The 20,412-nt window shown below is 64.2% G+C and carries 17 protein-coding genes and 1 tRNA gene; 6 read left to right on the forward strand and 12 right to left on the reverse strand.

Features of this window, described 5'->3' with window-relative positions:
• Nucleotides 1-95: 95 nt before the first annotated feature.
• Entirely contained in the window at nucleotides 96-2,096 is a 2,001-nt protein-coding gene (locus tag QMX82_RS00830; RefSeq protein ID WP_282280862.1) for a DUF4214 domain-containing protein, read from the reverse strand.
• A 149-nt stretch (nucleotides 2,097-2,245) separates the two neighbouring features.
• Nucleotides 2,246-2,321, reverse strand: a tRNA-Thr gene (locus QMX82_RS00835).
• Nucleotides 2,322-2,437: 116 nt separating this feature from the next.
• On the opposite strand from QMX82_RS00835, the gene QMX82_RS00840 reads away from it, so the two are divergent.
• A complete protein-coding gene (locus tag QMX82_RS00840) occupies nucleotides 2,438-2,785 on the forward strand; it encodes a hypothetical protein (protein WP_208693460.1) in 348 nt (115 codons plus the stop codon).
• Nucleotides 2,786-2,926: 141 nt separating this feature from the next.
• Here QMX82_RS00840 and betA read toward each other — a convergent pair whose 3' ends face one another.
• The 3 genes from betA to betI all read right to left on the reverse strand — a co-directional run bounded on the left by betA (nucleotide 2,927) and on the right by betI (nucleotide 7,071).
• Nucleotides 2,927-4,669 carry a choline dehydrogenase gene (gene betA / locus QMX82_RS00845; protein ID WP_208693461.1) on the reverse strand — a complete coding sequence of 581 codons (1,743 nt, stop codon included), beginning with the start codon at nucleotides 4,667-4,669 and terminating at the stop codon, nucleotides 2,927-2,929.
• Between the two features lie 90 nt (nucleotides 4,670-4,759).
• Nucleotides 4,760-6,232, reverse strand: a complete 1,473-nt coding sequence (gene betB, locus QMX82_RS00850; protein ID WP_282280863.1) for a betaine-aldehyde dehydrogenase — start codon at nucleotides 6,230-6,232, stop codon at nucleotides 4,760-4,762.
• 251 nt (nucleotides 6,233-6,483) lie between these two features.
• Complete coding sequence (gene betI / locus QMX82_RS00855; RefSeq protein ID WP_282280864.1) at nucleotides 6,484-7,071, reverse strand: transcriptional regulator BetI; 588 nt, start codon at nucleotides 7,069-7,071, stop codon at nucleotides 6,484-6,486.
• 195 nt (nucleotides 7,072-7,266) lie between these two features.
• Here betI and QMX82_RS00860 point away from each other — a divergent pair, with 195 nt between their 5' ends.
• A complete protein-coding gene (locus QMX82_RS00860) occupies nucleotides 7,267-7,677 on the forward strand; it encodes a winged helix-turn-helix transcriptional regulator (RefSeq protein WP_282280865.1) in 411 nt (136 codons plus the stop codon).
• The gene (locus QMX82_RS00865) at nucleotides 7,661-8,662 is read left to right on the forward strand and encodes an LLM class flavin-dependent oxidoreductase (RefSeq protein WP_187980627.1); all 1,002 of its coding nucleotides are present in this window, start codon (nucleotides 7,661-7,663) and stop codon (nucleotides 8,660-8,662) included. The genes QMX82_RS00860 and QMX82_RS00865 overlap by 17 nt, the downstream gene beginning before the upstream one ends.
• 288 nt (nucleotides 8,663-8,950) lie before the next feature.
• Here QMX82_RS00865 and nfsB read toward each other — a convergent pair whose 3' ends face one another.
• The 3 genes from nfsB to QMX82_RS00880 are packed head-to-tail and all read right to left on the reverse strand — an operon-like array spanning nucleotide 8,951 to nucleotide 11,772.
• Nucleotides 8,951-9,598 (reverse strand): oxygen-insensitive NAD(P)H nitroreductase, encoded by a 648-nt coding sequence (gene nfsB, locus QMX82_RS00870; RefSeq protein ID WP_282280866.1) that lies wholly within the window; start codon nucleotides 9,596-9,598, stop codon nucleotides 8,951-8,953.
• Nucleotides 9,599-9,616: 18 nt separating this feature from the next.
• Complete coding sequence (locus tag QMX82_RS00875; RefSeq protein WP_282280867.1) at nucleotides 9,617-10,765, reverse strand: L-dopachrome tautomerase-related protein; 1,149 nt, start codon at nucleotides 10,763-10,765, stop codon at nucleotides 9,617-9,619.
• On the reverse strand, nucleotides 10,765-11,772 hold the full coding sequence (locus QMX82_RS00880) for a zinc-binding alcohol dehydrogenase family protein (RefSeq protein ID WP_208693468.1): 1,008 nt from the start codon (nucleotides 11,770-11,772) through the stop codon (nucleotides 10,765-10,767). Before QMX82_RS00880 ends, QMX82_RS00875 begins: the two co-directional genes overlap by 1 nt.
• Nucleotides 11,773-11,877: 105 nt before the next feature.
• Between QMX82_RS00880 and QMX82_RS00885 the strand changes: the two genes are divergently transcribed.
• Nucleotides 11,878-12,786 (forward strand): LysR family transcriptional regulator, encoded by a 909-nt coding sequence (locus QMX82_RS00885; protein WP_187980623.1) that lies wholly within the window; start codon nucleotides 11,878-11,880, stop codon nucleotides 12,784-12,786.
• Between the two features lie 57 nt (nucleotides 12,787-12,843).
• Here QMX82_RS00885 and QMX82_RS00890 read toward each other — a convergent pair whose 3' ends face one another.
• The 3 genes from QMX82_RS00890 to QMX82_RS00900 form a co-directional block, all read right to left on the reverse strand.
• Nucleotides 12,844-13,869 carry an alpha/beta hydrolase gene (locus tag QMX82_RS00890; protein WP_208693469.1) on the reverse strand — a complete coding sequence of 342 codons (1,026 nt, stop codon included), beginning with the start codon at nucleotides 13,867-13,869 and terminating at the stop codon, nucleotides 12,844-12,846.
• A gap of 68 nt (nucleotides 13,870-13,937) precedes the next feature.
• Complete coding sequence (locus tag QMX82_RS00895; protein WP_282280868.1) at nucleotides 13,938-14,354, reverse strand: organic hydroperoxide resistance protein; 417 nt, start codon at nucleotides 14,352-14,354, stop codon at nucleotides 13,938-13,940.
• Nucleotides 14,355-14,498: 144 nt separating this feature from the next.
• The gene (locus QMX82_RS00900; RefSeq protein ID WP_282280869.1) at nucleotides 14,499-14,933 is read right to left on the reverse strand and encodes a MarR family winged helix-turn-helix transcriptional regulator; all 435 of its coding nucleotides are present in this window, start codon (nucleotides 14,931-14,933) and stop codon (nucleotides 14,499-14,501) included.
• Between the two features lie 88 nt (nucleotides 14,934-15,021).
• Here QMX82_RS00900 and QMX82_RS00905 point away from each other — a divergent pair, with 88 nt between their 5' ends.
• Nucleotides 15,022-16,539, forward strand: coding sequence for a sigma-54-dependent transcriptional regulator (locus QMX82_RS00905; protein ID WP_208693472.1), 1,518 nt, complete (start codon nucleotides 15,022-15,024; stop codon nucleotides 16,537-16,539).
• Nucleotides 16,540-16,716: 177 nt separating this feature from the next.
• Here the strand turns inward: QMX82_RS00905 and poxB are convergent, their stop codons facing one another.
• Nucleotides 16,717-18,441 carry a ubiquinone-dependent pyruvate dehydrogenase gene (gene poxB / locus QMX82_RS00910; protein ID WP_282280870.1) on the reverse strand — a complete coding sequence of 575 codons (1,725 nt, stop codon included), beginning with the start codon at nucleotides 18,439-18,441 and terminating at the stop codon, nucleotides 16,717-16,719.
• A gap of 771 nt (nucleotides 18,442-19,212) precedes the next feature.
• Between poxB and QMX82_RS00915 the strand changes: the two genes are divergently transcribed.
• Nucleotides 19,213-20,382: a hypothetical protein gene (locus tag QMX82_RS00915; RefSeq protein ID WP_282280871.1), complete on the forward strand. Its 1,170-nt coding sequence runs from the start codon at nucleotides 19,213-19,215 to the stop codon at nucleotides 20,380-20,382.
• The last annotated feature ends 30 nt before the right edge of the window (nucleotides 20,383-20,412 follow it).

Below are 20,412 nucleotides of genomic sequence, written 5' to 3' on the forward strand. Positions count from 1 at the left end.
GGATGAGTAGACCTTTTGTCCCCTTCTCGAATCGCTAAGAGGTAGCGTCGAGTTTGGAAAAGGCCCCCGCCAAAGATCGCGCGGGCCTTTTCCTCTTACGCCCAGTCGGTCTGCCCAACGATCTGGATGAAACCGTCGTTGCCTGCCGTCAGATGCTGGTTCTCGACGGAGTCGGTGAACTGAACCATGGCTTCACCACGACCCATCCCGTGGTCCAGACGTCCGGTCCAATAGTCCAGTCCTTGAGAGTCCGCTGCACGACCGAGCACGGTGGTGTACAGCTGTGTGGCGAAAGACCTGTTGTCCACCGCGCTGTAAAGAGTCGCGAACTCACTGGTCTGAGCGAAGGTATTGGCGATGTCCTTGAAAGTCATCCCTTGGGCCATCTGACCATACCAGTAGTTGAGCCCGTCGAAGTCTGGTACGCGATCAAAGATCGTATAGAGACGCGCAACGCTTGCTTGACCTTCGGTGAGCACGAAAACGTTCTTGTCCTGGAAGCTCAGCATGTCCACGTCTTGCAGGTACATGCTTTGGTGCATCGTGGTATTCGTCACCACCAGGGTATCGCCGTTGACCGTACGGGTGTAATTAGCAGCGTTACTCTGCAAGTGAAGCGTATCGCCACCTTGATAGCCAAACAGGTGAGAGCTAAGGCTGCTGTCGAACCAGAGCTGGCTTTCGTTGAAGGAGTCGGAGAACTTGCTGCCAAAGACTACGCCTTTTTCACTCACCAGGTCGTGATTGGTCCAGGCGCTGTCCCCCACGACCTGGATGAACCCGGAAGTACCCTGGGTCAGTTGCTGGTTCTCCACCGAGTTGGTGAATTGGACCATGGCTTCACCCCGCGACATGCCGTGATCAAGCTGACCGGTCCAGAAGGAGACCCCGCTCGCATCGCCGTTGCGTCCCAGGATAGTGCTGTAAAGCTGTTCCGCAAATCCGGAATTGTTGACCGAGTTATAGCGGGTCGCAAATTCCTGAGTTTGGGCGAAGGTCTGGGCTATATCGGTGAAGGACGTTCCTGAAGCATGTAGATTGGTCCAGTATTTCAAACCGTCCAAATCGGGAATACGATCGAAGACCGTATAGAGACGGGCAATCTGCGCCTGTTCTGCAGTCATGATGTAGGTGGTCTTGTCCTGGAAGACCAGTGCATTGACGTCATGTAGATAGAGCTTCTGGCCAGTCACGGCATCCGCAACATATAGAACGCTGTTATCTCCACTGACACCTTGAATGCTGTAGCTGGTGGAGTAGCCGCGCATCCAGATCTGATCGGCACCCTTGTATCCATAGACCGTGGTGCTGTTACTGTTGTCGTAGGACAGGCGCGCCTGGATGAAGGTATCGTCATTGTCGCTACCACTGGATATGCCTAGGCCAATCGAGCGATACGCGGTGCTGGCATCGACCAACCCGTCATTGGCAGCACTGGTCGAATTGACCCAGGTTGCATTGTCCTTGGTCAAGGCAGCATAGATCGAATAGGTATCTGCGGTATCTCCTGCTGACAATACACCTCGCACGACTGGCGCGCCGTTGACGTACTGCAGCATGGGACCGCCGGACGCTCCCGCTCCAAGACCGACATCAATACGGTAGATGGGATATTGGTCATAGTAGACCGCGATGCCCGCGTCCTCCATCAGACCTGTCCCCCGGGCGGGATAACCATCAATGGTTGCCACGAAGTTGCCCGTTTGCGATGAGATAGCCAGTGCGCCGGTCAGGGATGCGATATTTACATCTAGGCTTATCACTGCCAGGTCGCGACCTGACTCGCTGGCGCTCAGCAATCGGTCGTTATTGGTATCCCAGTTACCGCTAATCCCGGTCCAGCTGTTAGCAGCGTAGGTACCCAAGGGCGCGGAAAACGAACCGACATTGGCGTTGACGAAGGCGCCCGGTGTAACCGTGACGCTGACCGCCTTGCCCCCATACTCGGCGTCGTAGATGACGTGCAGCGCGGTGAGAACATCATTGTTGCCCGTGATAGTGCCGGAGCCACGAACGACTGATCCATCTGGGAAGATGGATTGAATGAAACAGACTTCCTTGTAGGGAGACATGGAGCGCGTAGTGATTTCGTTCATCCAGGGATACCACCTGTTCATGGGTATCCACGATGATACAGAGCGGCCCAGACGTGATGAGTGAGGATCACGACTACTGGTATTCTGGGTGTGATGGCTGACAGCGCCAGCGGAGGGAGTCAGACACCCGTGAAAGGCATCTGGAAATGTGGTGCCGGCACCAGGAGTCGAACCCGGGACCTACTGATTACAAGTCAGTTGCTCTACCAGCTGAGCTATACCGGCAAGGGGAGGCCATTATAGCCATGGGAAAGCCCTTGTAAACCAAGGATGTGCGACGGTTAAGGCTGACGTAAGCCAGCTGCGGTTAAAATGGCGCAAAGAGCTTGCAGGAGCCGCTGATGAGAACCAAAACCCTGGCCTTCCTGGCCGCTGCCCTGGCGGGTTGTACCACCCAGGCGAATCTTGAGCGCAATCCGCCCATGGAGCTGCGCACGGGCAAGAGTGCCGAGGACTATCGCACCTGCCTGGTGACCGGTCTGGAGAAGGACGGTCGGCATGTGCTGGTCCAGCCGCAAGGCAGCAGTGGGCAGCGCGTGCTGGTGGACAGCAAGGTGCCGGGCGCCACGGCGGCGATCATCGACATCGGGTCGGCGTCGCGCGGTACGCGCATCCAGCTGCGTGAGCAGATGGCCAACAATCCGCTGCGGCCGCGGACCATTCTGACGGCGGTGAAGGATTGTCTGTGAGGTGAGCGGCTGGGTGAGCTGCCCTCACCCCGACGCTCTCCCCGAGGGCGAGGGGGAAGAGCGGACTGCCCGTCGTCACCTGGAAAGGCATATACAAGAAGGGCGCCCGAGGGCGCCCTTCTTGCGTTCTGCTGCCTGGAATCAGGCGGCCGGTTGGTCACGACGCTGCGGGACCGGCTCGGCGGCGTGCTGACCGTTGACGTCGCGCAGCGGGGTGCCCCGTACCGGGGCGCCGTTGGCGACGTAGTAGGCGGCGTTGCTGCGCGGCAGCGGGGCGCGACCACGGATTTTATCGGCGATCTTCTCGGCGAGCATGATCGTCGGGGCGTTGAGGTTGCCCGTCGCGATGATCGGCATGATGGAAGCGTCCACTACGCGCAGGCCTTCCAGGCCGTGCACGCGACCGGCGCCGTCGACCACCGCCATGTCGTCGGTACCCATCTTGTTGGAGCAGGACGGGTGGTAGGCGGTCTCGGCGTGGGAGCGCACGAAGGCGTCCAGCTGGGCGTCGGTCACGCAATCGCGGCCTGGATTGATCTCTTCGCCACGATAGGGGTCCAGCGCCGGCTGCTGCATGATCTCGCGGGTCAGGCGGATGCCGTCGCGGAATTCGCGCCAGTCCTGCTCGCTGCTCATGTAGTTGAACAGGATGCTCGGATGCTGGCGCGGATCGCGCGAGGTCAGTTCGATGCGGCCGCGGCTGGGCGAACGCATGGAGCCGACGTGGGCCTGGAAACCATGGGCCTCGATGGCGTTGGTGCCGTTGTAATTGATGGCGATCGGCAGGAAGTGGTACTGGATGTTGGGCCAGTCGAACTCCTCGCTGGAGCGGATGAAACCGCCCGCCTCGAAGTGGTTGCTGGCGCCCAGGCCGGTGCCCTTGAGCATCCATTCCAGACCGATCTGCGGCTGGTTGTACCACTTCAGCGCCGGGTACAGCGAGACCGGCTGCTTGCACTCGTACTGCAGGTACATCTCCAGATGGTCCTGCAGATTCTGGCCGACGCCGGGCAGGTCGTGGACCAGCGGAATGTCGAAGCGACGCAGCAGCGGCGCGGGGCCGACGCCGGAGCGCTGCAGGATCTGCGGCGAGGCAATGGCACCGGCGCAGAGCAGCACCTCGCGGCGGGCGCGCACGGTGATGGCTTCCAGGGAATCGCCCTTCATGTAGGCGACGCCGTTGGCGCGCTTGCCCTCGAAGAGGATGCGATCGGTGGTGGCATGGGTGACGATGGTCAGATTCGGGCGACCCTTGGCCTGGTCCAGATAGCCGCGGGCGGTGCTGGAGCGCCGGCCGTTCGGGGTGACGAATCGGTCCATCGGGCCGAAGCCTTCCTGCTGATAGCCGTTGAGGTCTTCGGTGCGCGGATAACCCGCCTGGACACCGGCTTCGACCATGGCTTCGAACAGGGGATTGGTGTTCGGCTTGGCGGTGGTCACCGAGACCGGGCCGTCGCCGCCGTGCCAGTCGTTGGCGCCGGCATCGCGCTTCTCGGCCTTGCGGAAGTAGGGCAGGCAGTCGAGGTAGGTCCAGTCGTCCAGGCCATCGAGTTGCGCCCAGTTGTCATAGTCCAGGGCGTTGCCGCGGATGTAGCACATGCCATTGATCAGCGAGGAGCCACCCAGGCCCTTGCCGCGACCACATTCCATCCGGCGGTTGTCCATGTGCGGCTCGGGCTCGGTCTGGTAGGCCCAATTGTACTGCTTGCCCTGCAGCGGATAGGCGAGGGCGGCCGGCATCTGGGTGCGGAAGTCCAGGCGGTAGTCGGGGCCGCCGGCTTCCAGCAGCAGGACGGTCACGTCCTGGTCTTCGGTCAGCCGGGTGGCCAGGACGTTGCCGGCCGAGCCGGCGCCTATGACGATGTAATCGAATTCGTGTGCCATGAAAAAGTCTCCTCCTGACGGCGGGTGGGGTCTGGCCCCAGCCCCGGGCCCTCTCCAGCGGAGAGGGGAGAACAGCGCTACGGAAGCGGCTTAGAAGATCGAGGCGTAGTCGCCCAGCTCGACCTGCACCGACTTGATGCGGGTGTAGTGGCCGAGGGTGGTGAGGCCGTTCTCGCGACCGACGCCGGAGTGCTTGTAGCCACCCACCGGCATCTCGGCGGGGGATTCGCCCCAGGTGTTGATCCAGCAGATACCGGCTTCCAGGCGATGGATCATGCGGTGGGCGCGGGCCAGGTCACGGGTGACCACGCCGGCCGCCAGGCCGTACTCGGTGTCGTTGGCGCGGCGCACCACCTCGTCCTCGTCGGCATAGGCCAGGATGCTCATGACCGGGCCGAAGATCTCTTCGCGGGCGATGGCCATGTCGTCACGGCAATCGGTGAAGACGGTGGGGGCGACAAAGTTGCCCTTGGCCAGTTCGCCCTGGGTGGCGCGCTCGCCACCGGTGAGCAGGCGGGCGCCTTCGGTCTGGCCCTGGGCGATGTAGCCCAGCACCTTTTCCATGTGCGGGGTGCTGACCAGCGGCCCGAAGTTGGTCTCGGCGGCCAGAGGATCGCCCAGCTTGATGCGCTTGACGCGCTCCACCACCTTGGCTTCGAAGTCGGCCTTGAGCGCCTGGGGCACGAAGACGCGGGTGCCGTTGGTGCAGACCTGGCCGGAGCTGAAGAAGTTGGCCATGACGGCGATGTCGGCGGCGCGCTCCAGGTCGGCGTCGTCGCAGACGATCAGCGGCGACTTGCCCCCCAGCTCCATGGTGACTTCCTTGAGGGTCGAGCCGGCGGCGCTGGCCATGACCTTCTTGCCGGTGGCGACGCCGCCGGTAAAGGAGATCTTCTCGATGCCGGGATGCTCGGTCAGGGCCACGCCCACTTCGGGACCGACACCATTGACCACGTTGAAGACGCCATCGGGCAGGCCGGCCTCGGTGTAGATCTCGGCCAGCTTCAGCGCGGTCAGCGGGGTGACTTCGCTGGGCTTGAAGATCATGGCGTTGCCGGCGGCCAGGGCCGGGGCGGATTTCCACAGGGCGATCTGGATCGGGTAGTTCCAGGCGCCGATGCCCGCGACCACGCCCAGCGGCTCGCGGCGGGTATAGACGAAGGAGGTCTCGCGCAGCGGGATCTGTTCGCCTTCCAGGGCCGGGACGAGACCGGCGTAGTACTCGAGCACGTCGGCGCCGGTGACGATGTCCACGGCCTGGGTCTCGGACAGGGCCTTGCCGGTGTCGAGGGTTTCCAGCAGCGCCAGCTCATCGTTGCGTGCACGGAGGATGTCCACGGCCTTGCGCAGGATGCGCGAGCGCTGCATGGCGGTCATCGCGGCCCAGACCTTCTGGCCGGCGGCGGCGGCGGCCACTGCCTTGTCCACGTCGGCGCGGCTGGCGCTCTGCACCACGGCAAGCACCTCGCCGGTGGCGGGATTCAGGGTTTCGAAGGTGGCGCCACCGGTGGCGGCGACATAACGGCCACCAATGTAGAGCTGCTGTTCGGCGAAACGGGCCATGGACGTTCTCCCAGGCTGGGCGGGCGCCGTGGCACCCGCAAGGAACACAGGGGGCGCGAAAGAAGGGTCTCTCTGCGCCAGCGATGAAGCCAGTCTACTTAATTTTTATTGAACGTTCAATCAATTAAAAATTCGCAGGCGTGCCGAGAGCGGCCGATGGTCGGCCCAGAGCGGTTCGATGAGAGGGGGAATGGATAAGGAAAAGCGGGAGGAGAGCCCCGGCCGGAGCGGACCGGCCGGGGTTGCAGCGGTCAGGCCTTGGCCAGTTGCAGGTCCAGGTAGTCGTAGGCGATCTGCAGGGCCTGCTGGGTGTTGAAGGTGTCGCCGGAGAGGGCACCGCGCAGCCAGAGACCATCGATGATGGCGGCCAGGCCGCGGGCCGAGGCGCGCGCCTGGCCATGGGGCAGGAGGCGGCGGAATTGCCAGCAGAGATTGGAGTAGAGGCGCAGGTCGTTGATGCGTTGCAGGCGGCGCAGATTGGGCTGATGCATGCTGGTGGCCCAGAAGGCCAGCCAGGTCTTCATGGCCGGGCCGCTGACCTGGGTATCGTCGAAGTTGCCCTGGATGATGGCGCGCAGGTTGGCGGCCGGGTCGTCACCGGGCAGGGCGGCGCGGCGTTCGCGCACGGCCTGGCGCAGGGCATTCATCAGATGCCGCATGGTGGCTTCGAGCAGGCCGTTCTTGTCCTGGAAGTAGTGGCTGATGATGCCGTTGGAGACACCGGCCTTGCGGGCGATGAAGGCGATACTGGCGTCGCCCATGCCGACTTCGTCGACGGCTTCGAGGGTTGCGGCAATGAGCTGCGAACGGCGGATGGGCTGCATCCCGACCTTGGGCACGAGGCATCTCCTGAAGAGAACGGAAGAAGCCTCGGAGGGTAACTATTTTTTATTGAACGTTCAATCAATAAAAACGGTCACGACCTTTCGGATTGTGCCCTGGCCCAGGCGGCAATACCAGTCCTGACAGGTGGTTACTTTTAATAACCGCCCGAAAGGCGTAGGCTGGGAGCCAGTTCTGCTTCGAGGATCGCCATGGACGCCGTGGTCAGTCGTATCTCCAGCCGTCGCCGCCTGCATGCCCACGCCTGTCCCATCCGGGACGTGCTGGACCGCATCGGCGATGCCTGGTCCTTGCTCACGCTCTTCACCCTGGAACCCGGTCCGCTGCGCTTCAACGAATTGCGCCGGCGGGTCGACGGCATTTCCCAGCGCATGCTCAGCGTGACCCTGCGTCAGCTGGAGCGCGATGGCCTGGTGTCCCGCACGGTCACGCCGACCAAGCCGCCCCAGGTGGAATATGCGCTCACCGAGCTGGGCCAGAGTCTGATGGTGCCGGTGGGTGCCCTGGCCGTCTGGGCTTCGGCGAAGCAGCCTTTAATTCAGCGCCACAGGGCGGCCTACGATCAGGCCGCCGAGGAGAATCCTGATGACCCGTCTCTCTAAGACCGCCCTGTCGGTCCTCGACCTGGTCCCCATCCGTGACGACGGCGATGCGACCCAGGCGCTGCACAATGCCCTGACCCTGGCGCGCCATGTCGAGCAGCTCGGCTTTTCCCGCTACTGGGTCGCCGAGCACCACAACATGGACGGTATCGCCAGCTCCGCGACCAGCGTGCTGCTGGGCTACCTGGCCGCCGGCACCAGCACCCTGCGCCTGGGATCGGGCGGCATCATGCTGCCCAACCACGCGCCGCTGGTGGTGGCCGAGCAGTTCGGCACCCTGGCCTCGCTGTATCCGGGCCGCATCGAACTCGGCCTGGGCCGCGCGCCGGGCTCGGATCAGCGCACCGCCTATGCCCTGCGGCGCGACCGCCTGGGCAGTTCCGACGACTTCCCGCGGGATGTGGAGGAGCTGCAGCACTACTTCGGGCCGCAGCAGCCGGGGCAGGGCGTGATCGCGATGCCCGGGGTGGGAACCGAGGTGCCGATCTGGCTGCTGGGATCGAGTCTGTTCAGTGCCCAGCTGGCGGCGGCCAAGGGGCTGCCCTATGCCTTCGCCTCGCACTTCGCGCCGCGCTATGTGCACGAGGCGATCCGGCTCTATCGCGAGAACTTCAAGCCGTCCGCGGTGCTCGATCGTCCCTATGTGATGCTTGGGGTGCCCCTGGTGGCGGCCGACAGCGACGACGAGGCCAATTACCTGGCCACCACCGTCTACCAGCGCATCCTGGCGCTGTTCCGCGGCGACAGCCTGCGCCTGCAACCGCCGGTACGCAGCATGGAAGGCGTCTGGTTGCCTCACGAGAAGGAGTCGGTATCGAGCCTCCTCGGCATGGCGGTGATCGGCGGACCGGACAAGGTGCGCGAGCGGCTGGAGCTGTTGCTGGAGAAGACCGATGCCGACGAGCTGATCTTTACCTGCGATGTCTACGAGCAGGCGGACCGGTTGCGCGCCTTCTCGATCCTGGCGGATCTGAAGGGCGGTTGATCGGAGGCCGGGCCTGTTGGGCTTCGCTGCGCTCAGCCCAACCTACGCGAGCCAGTAGGTTGGGCTGAGACGGCTTCATCGTCGAAGCCCAACAGGCCCACATGAAAAAGCCGACCCCTTGTAGCGGTCGGCTTTTTCATGTCTGCAGGAAGGCACCTGCTGCCTTTGTTGGGCTTAACCCAACTTGCGCGTCGTAGCGTGGAAAACCGCGCCAGCGTTTTCCACTGGCGGCTACCGGCGCGCACTGTGGATAAGGCTGCGCCGTTGTCCAGGCTACGGAGGCCTGTCCTACAGGAAGGTGAAGACCTGTTCGCGGGTCAGGCGGGACTTGGGCAGGGCGGCGTTGAAGTCGCTCTCGCCGCGATAGCCCAGGCCGACCACCACCAGGGCGGTGTAGCCCTGTTCACGCAGGCCCAGCTCCTGGTCCAGGCTGTTGGCGTTGAAGCCTTCCATGGGGGTGGCATCGATGCCCAGGGCGGCAGCGCCCAGCAGCAGGGTGCCCAGCGCCAGGTAGGTCTGCTTCTCCATCCAATGCTGTACATCCTTGCGCTCATGACGATGCAGGTCGACGAAATGACGACGGGTGCCATCCTGGGTGGCGCGCGCCTCGGGCTTGGCGAAGCGGCCGTCCCGGGCTTCCTGCTCCAGCACCTGGGCCAGATGGCCCTCGGTCATTTCCAGGCGAGTGCAGAGCACGATGACGTGGGAGGCCGGCAGCACCTTGGGCTCGTTGTAGGGGCTCTGCATGCCACGGGCGACGCGTGCCCTGGCCTCGGCACTGGCGGCGACCACGAAGTGCCACGGCTGGGAATTGACCGAGGAGGGCGCCTGGCGCAGCAGCTCCAGCAGTTCCTCGACCTGCTCGGCCGGGATGCTGCGGGAGCCGTCGAAGGCCTTGGTGGTATAGCGGGTACGGGCGATCTGGGACAGCTGCATGGATGACTCCTGATCGGATCAGTGGGTAGGGGCCGGCTGGGCGTCGATCTTGACGCGGAACAGGCTGTAGGGCTTCTGGCGCAGGTCCTGGCCGCCGTGGAACTGGGCCTGGCGATGGAGCTGGTTGGCGGTGAAATAGAGGTAGCCGTCCGGACCGATGCTGAAGGTGTCGGGCCAGAGCACGCGCGGATCGTGGACCAGGGTCTTCCAGCTGCCGTCGGCCTGGCGCTGGCGCACGGCGTTGTGCTCGTAGTCGCCGGCATAGACGCGGCCCTCGGCATCGGCTTCGAGGCCGTCGGATGCGCCCTTTTCGCCGAGATCCTGCACCCCGGCGCGGACCTGGGCCTCGCTCGCCTTGGCATCACGCAGCAGGGCGGTGGGTACGGCATAGAGATGGCGACTGGACAGCGGGCTGAAGTAGAGGGTGCCGCCGTCCGGCGAGAGGGCGATGCCGTCGCTGGCGATGGCCGGGCGGACCTTGCTGCCGTCGGGACGCTGCATCAGCAGCGGCTCGCCTTCCACCACCGGGACGAAGCTGGGATCGACGTTGGCCTGGGGCGCGCCGGTCAGGCGACGCTGGGCCTGGCCAGTGGCAAGATCGAGGATGATCAGGCCACCGGGAGGCGCCGAGTCGGTGACATAGGCCACCCCGGCGCGACCGACGCGAAAGTCGAAGCGCACGTCGTTGACGTAGCTGTTGGGTTCGAGCACCGCCGCGGGGAAGACCAGCGTCCTGGCGACCTTGTTGGTCTTGAGGTCAATGGCCACCAGCTTGACGCCGCCGGCCTTGGGCGCGGCAAAGCCCGGTGCGGCGGTATCCAGTACCCAGAGGTGCCCGCGCCCATCGGCCACCACGCTCTGCACGCTGATGAAACCCTTGCCCGGCTGGCCTGGGGTCTCGACGTTGAGCGCGGCGTCCGGATAGGGCACCGCCTTGCCGTCCTTGAGTTCGGCCACGGTGAAGGGCACCGCGTCGCCCCAGCGCGGATAGTTGACGAAGATCCGGCCGGTCTCGCTGACGGTGACCCCGGTGGGCATGGCGTCCTGGAAGGCGAACACCGGCTCCAGCTGGCCCAGGGTGCGCTCCTGGGGCAGCGGCGCGGCCTGGGCGGTGAGGCTAGCCACGGCCAGGGCGACGGCGAGGGTCAGGGCATTGCGGCGAGGCATCAGAAACCCTCCAGCACGAGCTTGCCGCGGGCCTGGTGGCTTTCCAGCTGGGCATGGGCACGGCGCAGGTTGGCGGCATCGATCCGGCCCAGGTGCTCGCCGAGGGTGGTCTTGAGGGTGCCCTGGTCGATCAGCCCGGCAACGCGTTCGAGGATCTCGTGCTGGCGCACCTTGTCCGGGGTCTGGAACAGCGAACGGGTGAACATCAGTTCCCAGTGCAGCGACAGCGACTTGGCCTTCATCGGCACCACGTCGAGTTGCGCCGGATCGTCGATCACGCCGAGACGGCCCTGGGGCCGCAGGACATCCACCAACTGGGTGAAGTGCTCATCGGTGTGGGTGAGGCTGGCGACCAGGGTCACGCCGTCCAGACCGAGGGCTTCGAGCTGGGGCCGCAGGGGCTGGTGGTGGTCGATGACGTGATGGGCACCCAGCTGGCGCACCCAGTCCTGGGTTTCCTGGCGCGAGGCGGTACCGATCACGGTCAGCTCGGTGAGCTGGCGGGCCAGCTGCACCAGCACGGAACCGACGCCGCCCGCCGCGCCCATCACCAGCAGCTGCTGGCCGGCGCCGCCGCCTTCGGTCGCGCCGAGACGGTCGAATAGCAGTTCCCAGGCGGTGATGGCGGTCAGCGGCAGGGCGGCGGCCTGGGCGTGGTCGAGGCTCCTGGGCTTGTGCCCGGCCAGGTGTTCGTCGACCAGGTGCAGCTCGCTGTTGCAGCCGGGGCGGAACAGCTCGCCGGCATAGTAGACCTCGTCACCCACGGCAAAGCGGCTGACGGCGCTGCCCACGGCCCGCACCACGCCGGAGACGTCCCAGCCCAGTACCTTGGACTCGCGCTGCACCAGACCCTGGCGCACCTTGGTGTCGACCGGATTGACCGACACGGCGCGGACTTCCACCAGGAGGTCATGGGCCTCGGGCGTGGGATCGGTCAGCACGGCGTCCTGCAGGGCGCGGGGATCGCTGGCGGGAAGGGTGGTGTCACCGTGGATGATGGCTTTCATGGGCGGATTCCTTTGTACGATAAGAAGACATGGGCCCATGGTCGTCTTCATGCTCGACCGGAAAAAGCGGCAGAATCGGATAGCACCTTCACTGTAGGAGTGAAAATGATCCGCTTCGACGACCTCGGCCTCTTCGTGCGTTCCGCCGCCCTGGGCAGCTTTTCCCGCGCCGCCCGCGAGGCAGACCTGTTGCCGGGTCAGGTGAGCGCCGCCATCGGCCGGCTGGAGCGCGAACTGGGCATCCGCCTGTTCGCCCGCTCGACCCGCAGCCTGCGCCTGACCGCCGAGGGTGAGGCCTATCTGCCCTATGCCCGCGAGGTGCTGGAGACCTTGCGCGAGGGGCGCGAGCGGTTGCAGGGGGAGAGTCCGGAATTGCGCGGCGTGCTGCAGGTGGCGGCGCCTTCGGATCTGGGGCGCAATCTCCTGCTGCCCTGGCTGGCGGAATTTCGTCAGCGCCATCCCGGCCTGACGCTCAGGCTCTATGTCTCGGACCAGCAGGCCGACGTCTATCGCGATCCGGTGGACATCGCCATCCGCTACGGCCGCAGTCAGGACGACAGCCTGGTGGCCCTGCCGCTCGCCCCGGACAACCGCCGGCTGCTGGCGGCGGCGCCGACCTATCTGGCCCGCCAGGGGGCGCCGCGCAGCCTGGATGACCTGTCCAGGCACGCCTGCCTGCTCTACCAGCTGCATGGGCGCACCTATGACAAGTGGAGCTTTCCACAGGCCGACGGCGGGCTGCGGCAGGTGGCCGTCAGCGGACCCTTGCAGAGCGACGACGCCGAGGTGGTGCGGCGCTGGGCGGTGGCCGGGGAGGGCATCGTCTACAAGTCCTGGCTGGACATGCGCGACGATCTGCAGCGCGGCCGGCTGGTGCGCCTGCTGCCCGAGCAGCCCGGCGAGCCGTTGCCACTGCAGCTGTTCTGCCCGCACCGTCGGCAATTTTCGCCCGCGGTGCGGCAGCTGCATGGCTGGCTGGCGGAGCGCTTCGCCGCCCTGGGCAAGCAGCCCTGAAATGCAAAGGGGGTGGCGCCGCGAACGGAGCCACCCCCTTGGGTACCGGGCCTGGTCTTATTGCAGGTGCTGCTTGAGCAACTGGCCGGCCTGGGTCAGCGCAGCCTGGACCTCGGGCACCTTGGCCAGGACGTTGAGCAGCCCGTAGTCGTGGATCATGCCGTTGTAGCGCACCTGGACGACCTCGACGCCAGCCGCGTTGAGCTTGCGCGCATAGGCCTCGCCTTCGTCACGCAGCACATCGTTCTCGGCGGTCTGCACCAGCGCTGGCGGCAGGCCCTTGAGCTGGGCCTCGCTGGCCCGCAACGGCGAGGCATAGACGTTGGCGCGCTCGGTCTCGCTGGTGGTGTAGTTGTCCCAGAACCACTTCATCATGTTGCGGGTCAGGAAGCGGCCCTCGGCATAGGTCTGGTAGGAACCGTTGTCGAAGCTGGCATCGGTCACCGGCCAGAACAGCACCTGGTAGCGCAGCGTGGGCGTGCCCTTGTCCTTGGCCATCAGGCTGACCACCGCGGCCATGTTGCCGCCGACGCTGTTGCCGGCCACCGCCAGGCGGCTGCCATCGACGTCGATCTCCTTGCCATGCTCGGCGACCCATTTCGTCGCGGCATAGGCCTGGTTGATGGCCACCGGGAAGTGAGCTTCCGGACTCGGGGTGTAATTGACGAACACCGCCGTGGCACCGGAGGCCACCACCAGGTCACGCACCAGGCGCTGGTGGGTGGGGAAGTCACCCAGCACCCAGCCGCCGCCATGGAAGAACATGAAGGCCGGCGTCTGCCCCTTGGCGTTCGCCGGGCGGACGATGGTCAGCTGCAGCGGCTTGCCGTCGACCTGGATGGTCTTTTCGCTGGTCTTGACCCCTGAGAGATCGACCTTGACGCCGGACTGGGCGCCGGACAGCACCGCGCGGGCATCCTTGGGACTCAGGGTTTCCAGGGGTTGGCCACCGCTGCCATTCAGCGCATCGATGAAGCCCTGGGTGGTGCGTTCCAGGGCCGGATCGGGCTGGGGCGCGGCGAAGGCGCTGCCCAGGGCCAGGGTGAGCGCGGAAAGGCCAAGCAGACGAGCGACGGTACGCATGACGGATGACTCCTCGAACGGGAAGGACCAGGCGCCTCGGCTGAAGCGCCTGGGTAATACCGCGACCCTTAGGCCAGGGTCAGGCGCACGTCCACGTTGCCGCGGGTGGCGTTGGAGTAGGGGCAGACCTGGTGGGCCTTCTCGACCAGGTCTTCGGCCACGGCGCGCTCCAGGCCCGGCAGGCTGACGACGAGTTCGACGTCCAGGGCGAAGCCGGTGGGGATCGGGCCGATGCCGACCTGGGCGGTCACGCTGACGTCCGCCGGCACGGCGATCTTTTCCTTGGCGCCGACGAACTTGAGCGCGCCGATGAAGCAGGCCGAGTAGCCGGCGGCGAAGAGCTGCTCGGGATTGGTCCCGGCACCCCCGGCACCGCCCAGCTCCTTGGGCGTGGACAGCTGCACGTCCAGGGCCTTGTCGCTGCTACTGGAACGGCCGTCGCGGCCACCGGTGCTGGTTGCGGAAGCGGTATAGAGAATGTTCATGGCGTGCTCCTTTTTAGGTATCGCGATAACTGTTAGGTCGGGCGTTGATCGACGGGATTGCCCGGGTACGGATTTAAGTTATCGCGATATCTGTTATCGCGCAAATATATTTTCAGGAGCAGCCGACCAGCGGCAGCAACTGGGCTAGCGCTCCAGCTTGGCGCGCAGGGTCATCAGATTTTCGCGCAGCTGGGTCATCTCCGCATCACCCAGGGCGCAGTAGCCGCCGATGGTGCCGTTGATCTTCTTGGCCCGCTCGCGCAGGGCCCGGCCAGACTCGGTCAATTCGATGGACAGGTTGCGCTCGTCCTCGGCATTGCGTTGCCGGGTCACGTAGCCCTCGGCTTCCAGGCGCTTGAGTACCGGGGTCAGGGCACCGGAGTCCTGGTGCAGCCGACGCGCCAGCTCCTTGAGCGGCAGGCGGTCGTTTTCCCAGAGCACCAGCATCATCAGGTACTGCGGGTAGGTCAGCCCCACCTCTTCGAGCAGCGGCTTGTACACCTTGGTCATGGCCAGCGAGGTGGAGTACAGCGCGAAGCACAGCTGCTGATCAAGTAGAAGAGGGTCTTTGCTGGTCATGGCGGTCCCGCCTGGGGAAATGAGAAGTGATTCTACCCCGAGCATTTGGGTAGCATTAGCCCTTTCGCTTTCAGACCCCAGGGTTTCCATGCGTATCCATGTGTCGTTCATCGATCGTGTCGGCATCACCCAGGAAGTCCTGGCGTTGCTCGGTGCCCGCAATCTCAATCTGGACGCCGTGGAGATGGTGCCGCCCAACGTCTACATCGATGCGCCGACCCTGAGCGCGGCGGTGCTGGAGGAATTGCGCGCCGCCCTGCTCACCGTCGTGGGGGTCGAGGCGGTGCGGGTGGTGGACATCCTGCCGGGCCAGCGGCGCTCCCTCCAGCTCGACGCCCTGCTTGCCGCCATGGCCGATCCGGTGCTGGCGGTGGATGGCGAGGGGCGCATCCTGCTGGCCAATCCGGCCTTTGCCGCCCTCGCCGGCGAAGACAGCGGCACTACCCTGGCCGAACTCTTCAACGACAGCGAATTGCCCAGTGAGCTGCTGGACCAGGGCTTTCGTCTGCCGCTGCGCGAAGTGGTGCTGCGCGGCCAGGCGCTGTTGCTGGACGCCACCCCCATCGGCGAACCCGTGGGCGGACTGGCCGGCGGGCTGCTGACCCTCTATGCCCCCAGTCGCATCGGTGGCCGCCTCTCGGCGCTGCGCCACGACACCCCCGAGGGCTTCGATTCGCTGCTCGGCGACTGCGCCGCCATCCGTACCCTCAAGGCCCGGGCCCAGCGCCTGGCCGCCCTGGAGGCGCCACTGCTGATCCTCGGCGAGACCGGCACCGGCAAGGAACTGGTGGCGCGCGCCTGCCATGCGGCAAGTGCGCGGCGCGAGGCGCCCTTTCTGGCGCTGAACTGCGCGGCCCTGCCGGAGAGCCTGGCCGAGAGTGAACTGTTCGGCTATGCCCCGGGCGCCTTCACCGGGGCCCAGCGCGGTGGCAAGCCGGGCCTGCTGGAGCTGGCCGATCAGGGCACGGTGTTTCTCGACGAGGTCGGTGAGATGTCGCCCTATCTGCAGGCCAAGCTGCTGAGATTTCTCTCCGATGGCAGCTTTCGCCGGGTCGGCGGGGCCCAGGAAACCAAGGTCAATGTGCGGATTCTCGCCGCCACCCATCGCGATCTGCAGGCCATGGTCGCGGCCGGCACCTTTCGCGAGGACCTCTTCTATCGCCTCAATGTACTCAGCCTGCAGGTGCCGGCGTTGCGCGAGCGTGGCCAGGACATCCTGCTGCTGGCGCGGCACTTCCTGCAGCAGGCCTGCGCCCAGATCGGTCGACCGCCGTGTCGCCTGGCCCCGGCCACCTATGGCGTGCTGCTGGGCAATGCCTGGCCGGGCAACGTCCGGCAATTGCAGAACATCCTCTTTCGCGCCGCCGCCATCAGTGAGAGCGGCCAGATCGACGTCGACGACCTCGACCTGGCCGGCACGGCGGTGGCGGGGCAGGTCGAGAGCGAAGTCAGCACCCTGGAGGCCGCCGTCCAGGGCTACGAGGCGGCGCTGCTGGAGCGGCTCTATCCGCAGTATCCGTCCAGCCGCCAGCTGGCCGCGCGCCTGCAGACCTCCCACTCGGCCATCGCCATGCGCCTGCGGCGTTACGGCATCCCGCGGCGTTAAAGTTCTAGAGCCTGTTTAAAGGCTCGCGAGCTAGAGATAAGCAAGGCCTGGGCGGCCCCGCGAAAATGGCTGAGGAAGCGGACCGGGCTCGCGAACGAGTTTACGAGTGGTAAATGAGCATTCCGAAGCCATTTTCAACGCAGTTTGGCCGACGCGCAGCAGCCTTTAAATAGGCTCTCAGCGCAGGACGTTGGTCTTGGCCAGATCCACCACCTCGCTGCCGCGACCACTCATCACCGCGCGCAGCATGTAGAGGCTAAAGCCCTTGGCCTGGGCGGCCTCGATCTTCGGTGGCAGTGACAGCTCCTGCTTGGCGATGCGCACATCCACCAGCGCCGGGCCGGGGTGGGCGAAAGCCTCCTCCAGGGTGGCGTCGAGCAGGCTGGCCGATTCCACCTTCCAGCCGCGCACGCCGCAGGCCTCGGCGACCCGGGCGAAATCGACCTCACCCAGATCGGTGGTCTCGTCGAGCATGCCGGCAGCCTTCATCTCCATGGCGACGAAACCCAGGGTGGCGTTGTCGTAGACGATGACCTTGACCGGCAGCTTCTCGCTGGCCAGGGTCGCCAGCTCGCCCAGCAGCATGGACAGCCCGCCGTCGCCGGCCAGCGCCACCACCTGGCGATCGGGATAGGCCGCCTGCAGGCCCATGGCCTGGGGCAGGGCATTGGCCATGGAGCCGTGGCTGAAGGAGCCGGCCAGCTTGCGTTCGAAATTCATCGCCAGGTAGCGCGCCGCCCACACCGTGGGGGTGCCGACGTCGCAGGTGAAGAGGGCGTCCGCCGCGGCCAGTTCACTGACGCGGGTGGTGAGGTACTGCGGATGCAGCGGCTCGCCATCGGCGGTGGCAGTGGCCAGTTCGTCCAGCTCGGCGCGGGTCTTGCGGTAGTGCTGCTGGGCCTTTTCCAGGAAGCGGCTGTGGCTGTTGGGCGCAAGGCGCGGCAGCAGGGCGTCGAGGGTGGCGCGGACATCGCCCACCAGCCCCTTGAGCAGCGGGGTACGCACGCCCAGGTGGGCGCCGCGCACGTCGATCTGCACCACCCGACCGTGATCCGGGAAGAAGTTGCGATAGGGGAAATTGCTGCCCAGCATCAGCAGCAGGTCGCACTCCTTGAGCGCGTGATAGCCGGACGAAAAACCGATCAGACCGGTCATGCCCACGCCATAGGGATTGGAATACTCGATATGGGCCTTGCCGCGCAGCGCATGGACCACCGGCGCCTGCAGTCGCTCGGCCAGGGCCACCACCTGGGCATGGGCACCGGCGCAACCGGCGCCGCAGAGCAGGGTGATGCGCTTTTCGCCAGCCAGCAACTCGGCCAGGGCATCCAGTTCGGCCTCGGGCGGGACCACCACCGGACGCACCGGCTCGCTCCACTGGACTGCCTTGAGCGGCGCCTCGGCCAGGGCCACGTCGCCGGGAATCACCACCACCGACACCGAGCGATTGAGGATGGCCGAGCGCATGGCGGTCTCGAGGATGCGCGGCAGCTGCTCGGGATGGGAGACCACCTCGCAGAAGTCGCTGCAGTCGCGAAACAGCCGCTCCGGATGGGTCTCCTGGAAATAGCCCAGGCCGATCTCGCTGGAGGGAATCTGGGCGGCGATGGCCAGCACCGGCGCGCCGCTGCGCTGGGCGTCGAACAGGCCGTTGATCAGGTGCAGATTGCCCGGACCGCAGGAGCCGGCGCAGACCGCCAGGCGCCCGCTGGTGTCGGCCGCGGCACTGGCGGCGAAGGCGGCGGCTTCTTCGTGCCGCACCCCGCGCCAGCGGATACGGTCGCGCTTGCGCAGGCTTTCGGTGAGGCCGTTGAGCGAGTCGCCCGGCAGGCCCCAGATGGTGTCCACACCAGCCGCTTCGAGGGTGGCGACGAGCAGATCGGCAACGGTTTTCACAGCCATGACAAAGACTCCAGACAAGGATGGGAGAGGGCAAAGCCGCTTGGCAGAGGTCTTGTTGTGCCTTCTTGGTCCGATGAAGCGGGGCGGAAGTTCGCGACCGTGTCGACGTTTCGCCCGGTGCACGGACGTGCTTGTGCAAGGCCTAGGCGGAAAGGATTGATTTATATATGGCAGGTAACTATGAGGTAGATGCCATCGGTGCATTCGCGGAGGCAACCTTGGATCGAAAACCGTATTGCCGGGTAATGGCCGTCCAGCATCCGATGGCTGTTGTCCCAGCATGCCTGTCCTAGACGGGAAGTGCTGGAGCGACTTCTTCAATGGCAAGGGTGTCACGGTCGACTTTATGACAGAGCGAAACCAGCCTGCAGATCAGACGCGTGACCGTTCTGATGCCTAGATTCATGCTCAACACCACAGCTTTCATCCTGATAAAACATATTGCAGAAATACGACATGCTCAGGTTTTCGACACGCCTATAAATCGTCGGAATGAAAGGACTTTCCGATCGCTGTAGTGCCCGATGTGTTGGTTTATGACGAGCGTCTCAACCAGTCTCGCGTTTTCAGGACCTTGAGTAAGTCTGTGCTAGTCGAATAACCAATTTCTAGACATTTCTTGTAACCTGAACTAGACCTTGCTGACGCAGGAATGACCTACGTAACCTGTAGTTCAAAGCGATGGCGCACCCTCGGTAGCCCGGTGGATAATCTCTTGAAGTCCGAGGCGAGCTAAGTGCGCCTGGATCAATCATTGTCCAGGAGAGTATTGTGAAGAACCTATCGAAAAAGTCGGCGCCTGCACAAGGCAGTGTGATTGACGATGTGACGGTCTACAGTTTCGGCCATAAGCACTCACTGACTATCGATGTGAACGACTTCGATGAATATGCGGCGTTCGCAAAGTATGTTGAGGGCTCGGTTCCTGTTAGGGAAGCAAGAGCCTCTATGACAACGCTGAATATTAACAGCGACCATCTCGAAAAGGTCGCTCGGATCGACGGGCAAACACTGGATACCGTGGCCGGAGGTTCTACCCTTGATTCGACGATCAAGCATCTGAATTTGGCTATTGCAGATAGCGGATTTTCTGCGTCCAGCTCCATCGTATTGTCAAATTTTGACAGACTTGAAACCTTGGATGCGACCAATTCTACCAAATCGCTTTCTGTTGTACTCAGCGAGCAAGGCATGGATGGGCGGAGTACCAGTGCTTATCTGCACTCCATCGAGTTTGCAAGCGGTAGCGCTGATGTCAGTACGGTTGCAGCTGCAGAGTTTGACTCGGTGGCATCGTTAGCTCATGCGCGTGTTAAAGATATTAGCGTAAGTGCAAGTAACGGTAATGTTGGCGTTACAGCCATCATCCAGCAAGCAGATGTCAATATCGAAGCGCGTCACGGTAGTGCAACGGTAGATCTGTCCTTCGTGAAGGGGGTAGACGCTCATAATGCCTCCTCACATGGTTCGCTGGGACATGGCGTCAATATTGTTATGAGTGGTGAGGGCAGCGGAAATCTAACACTTTTTAATGGAAACCTGGTCAATTATGAGGCGACAGCCTCTAGTGCTGAGAAATCAGCATCGATCATTGCTAACCTGGTCAAAGTAACAGGATTTGACATTTCTGATAGTTATATTCTTTACGGCTCTCCTGTTGGCAAGCCTGAAGCGGTGGCCACCATTGCAGACAGCGCAGTAGCAAGGGCGAAAGACATATCCACCGTCTTGGATATTGTATCGAAGGAAACCGTAGGGGAGGTCAATGCTGCGGTTTTTCACTACCACGGTAATACCTATATTTTCCAAGATGCGCAGCCAGGTTACGTAGCGCCTCCTTCGGTGGATTCCGCAGACAGTCTGATTGAGTTGGTGGGGGGTTACGATCTCAATGATGTTGCGGCTCACGTGGTAGCGGGTATACGCGGAATGGGCCACTGATACTCTTGCACTCATTCATTTTTTCCTTCA

Origin of the sequence: Pseudomonas sp. PS02302 (assembly GCF_029959585.1) — a bacterium.
In the GTDB taxonomy this organism is placed as follows: Bacteria; Pseudomonadota; Gammaproteobacteria; order Pseudomonadales; family Pseudomonadaceae; genus Chryseomonas; species Chryseomonas aestiva.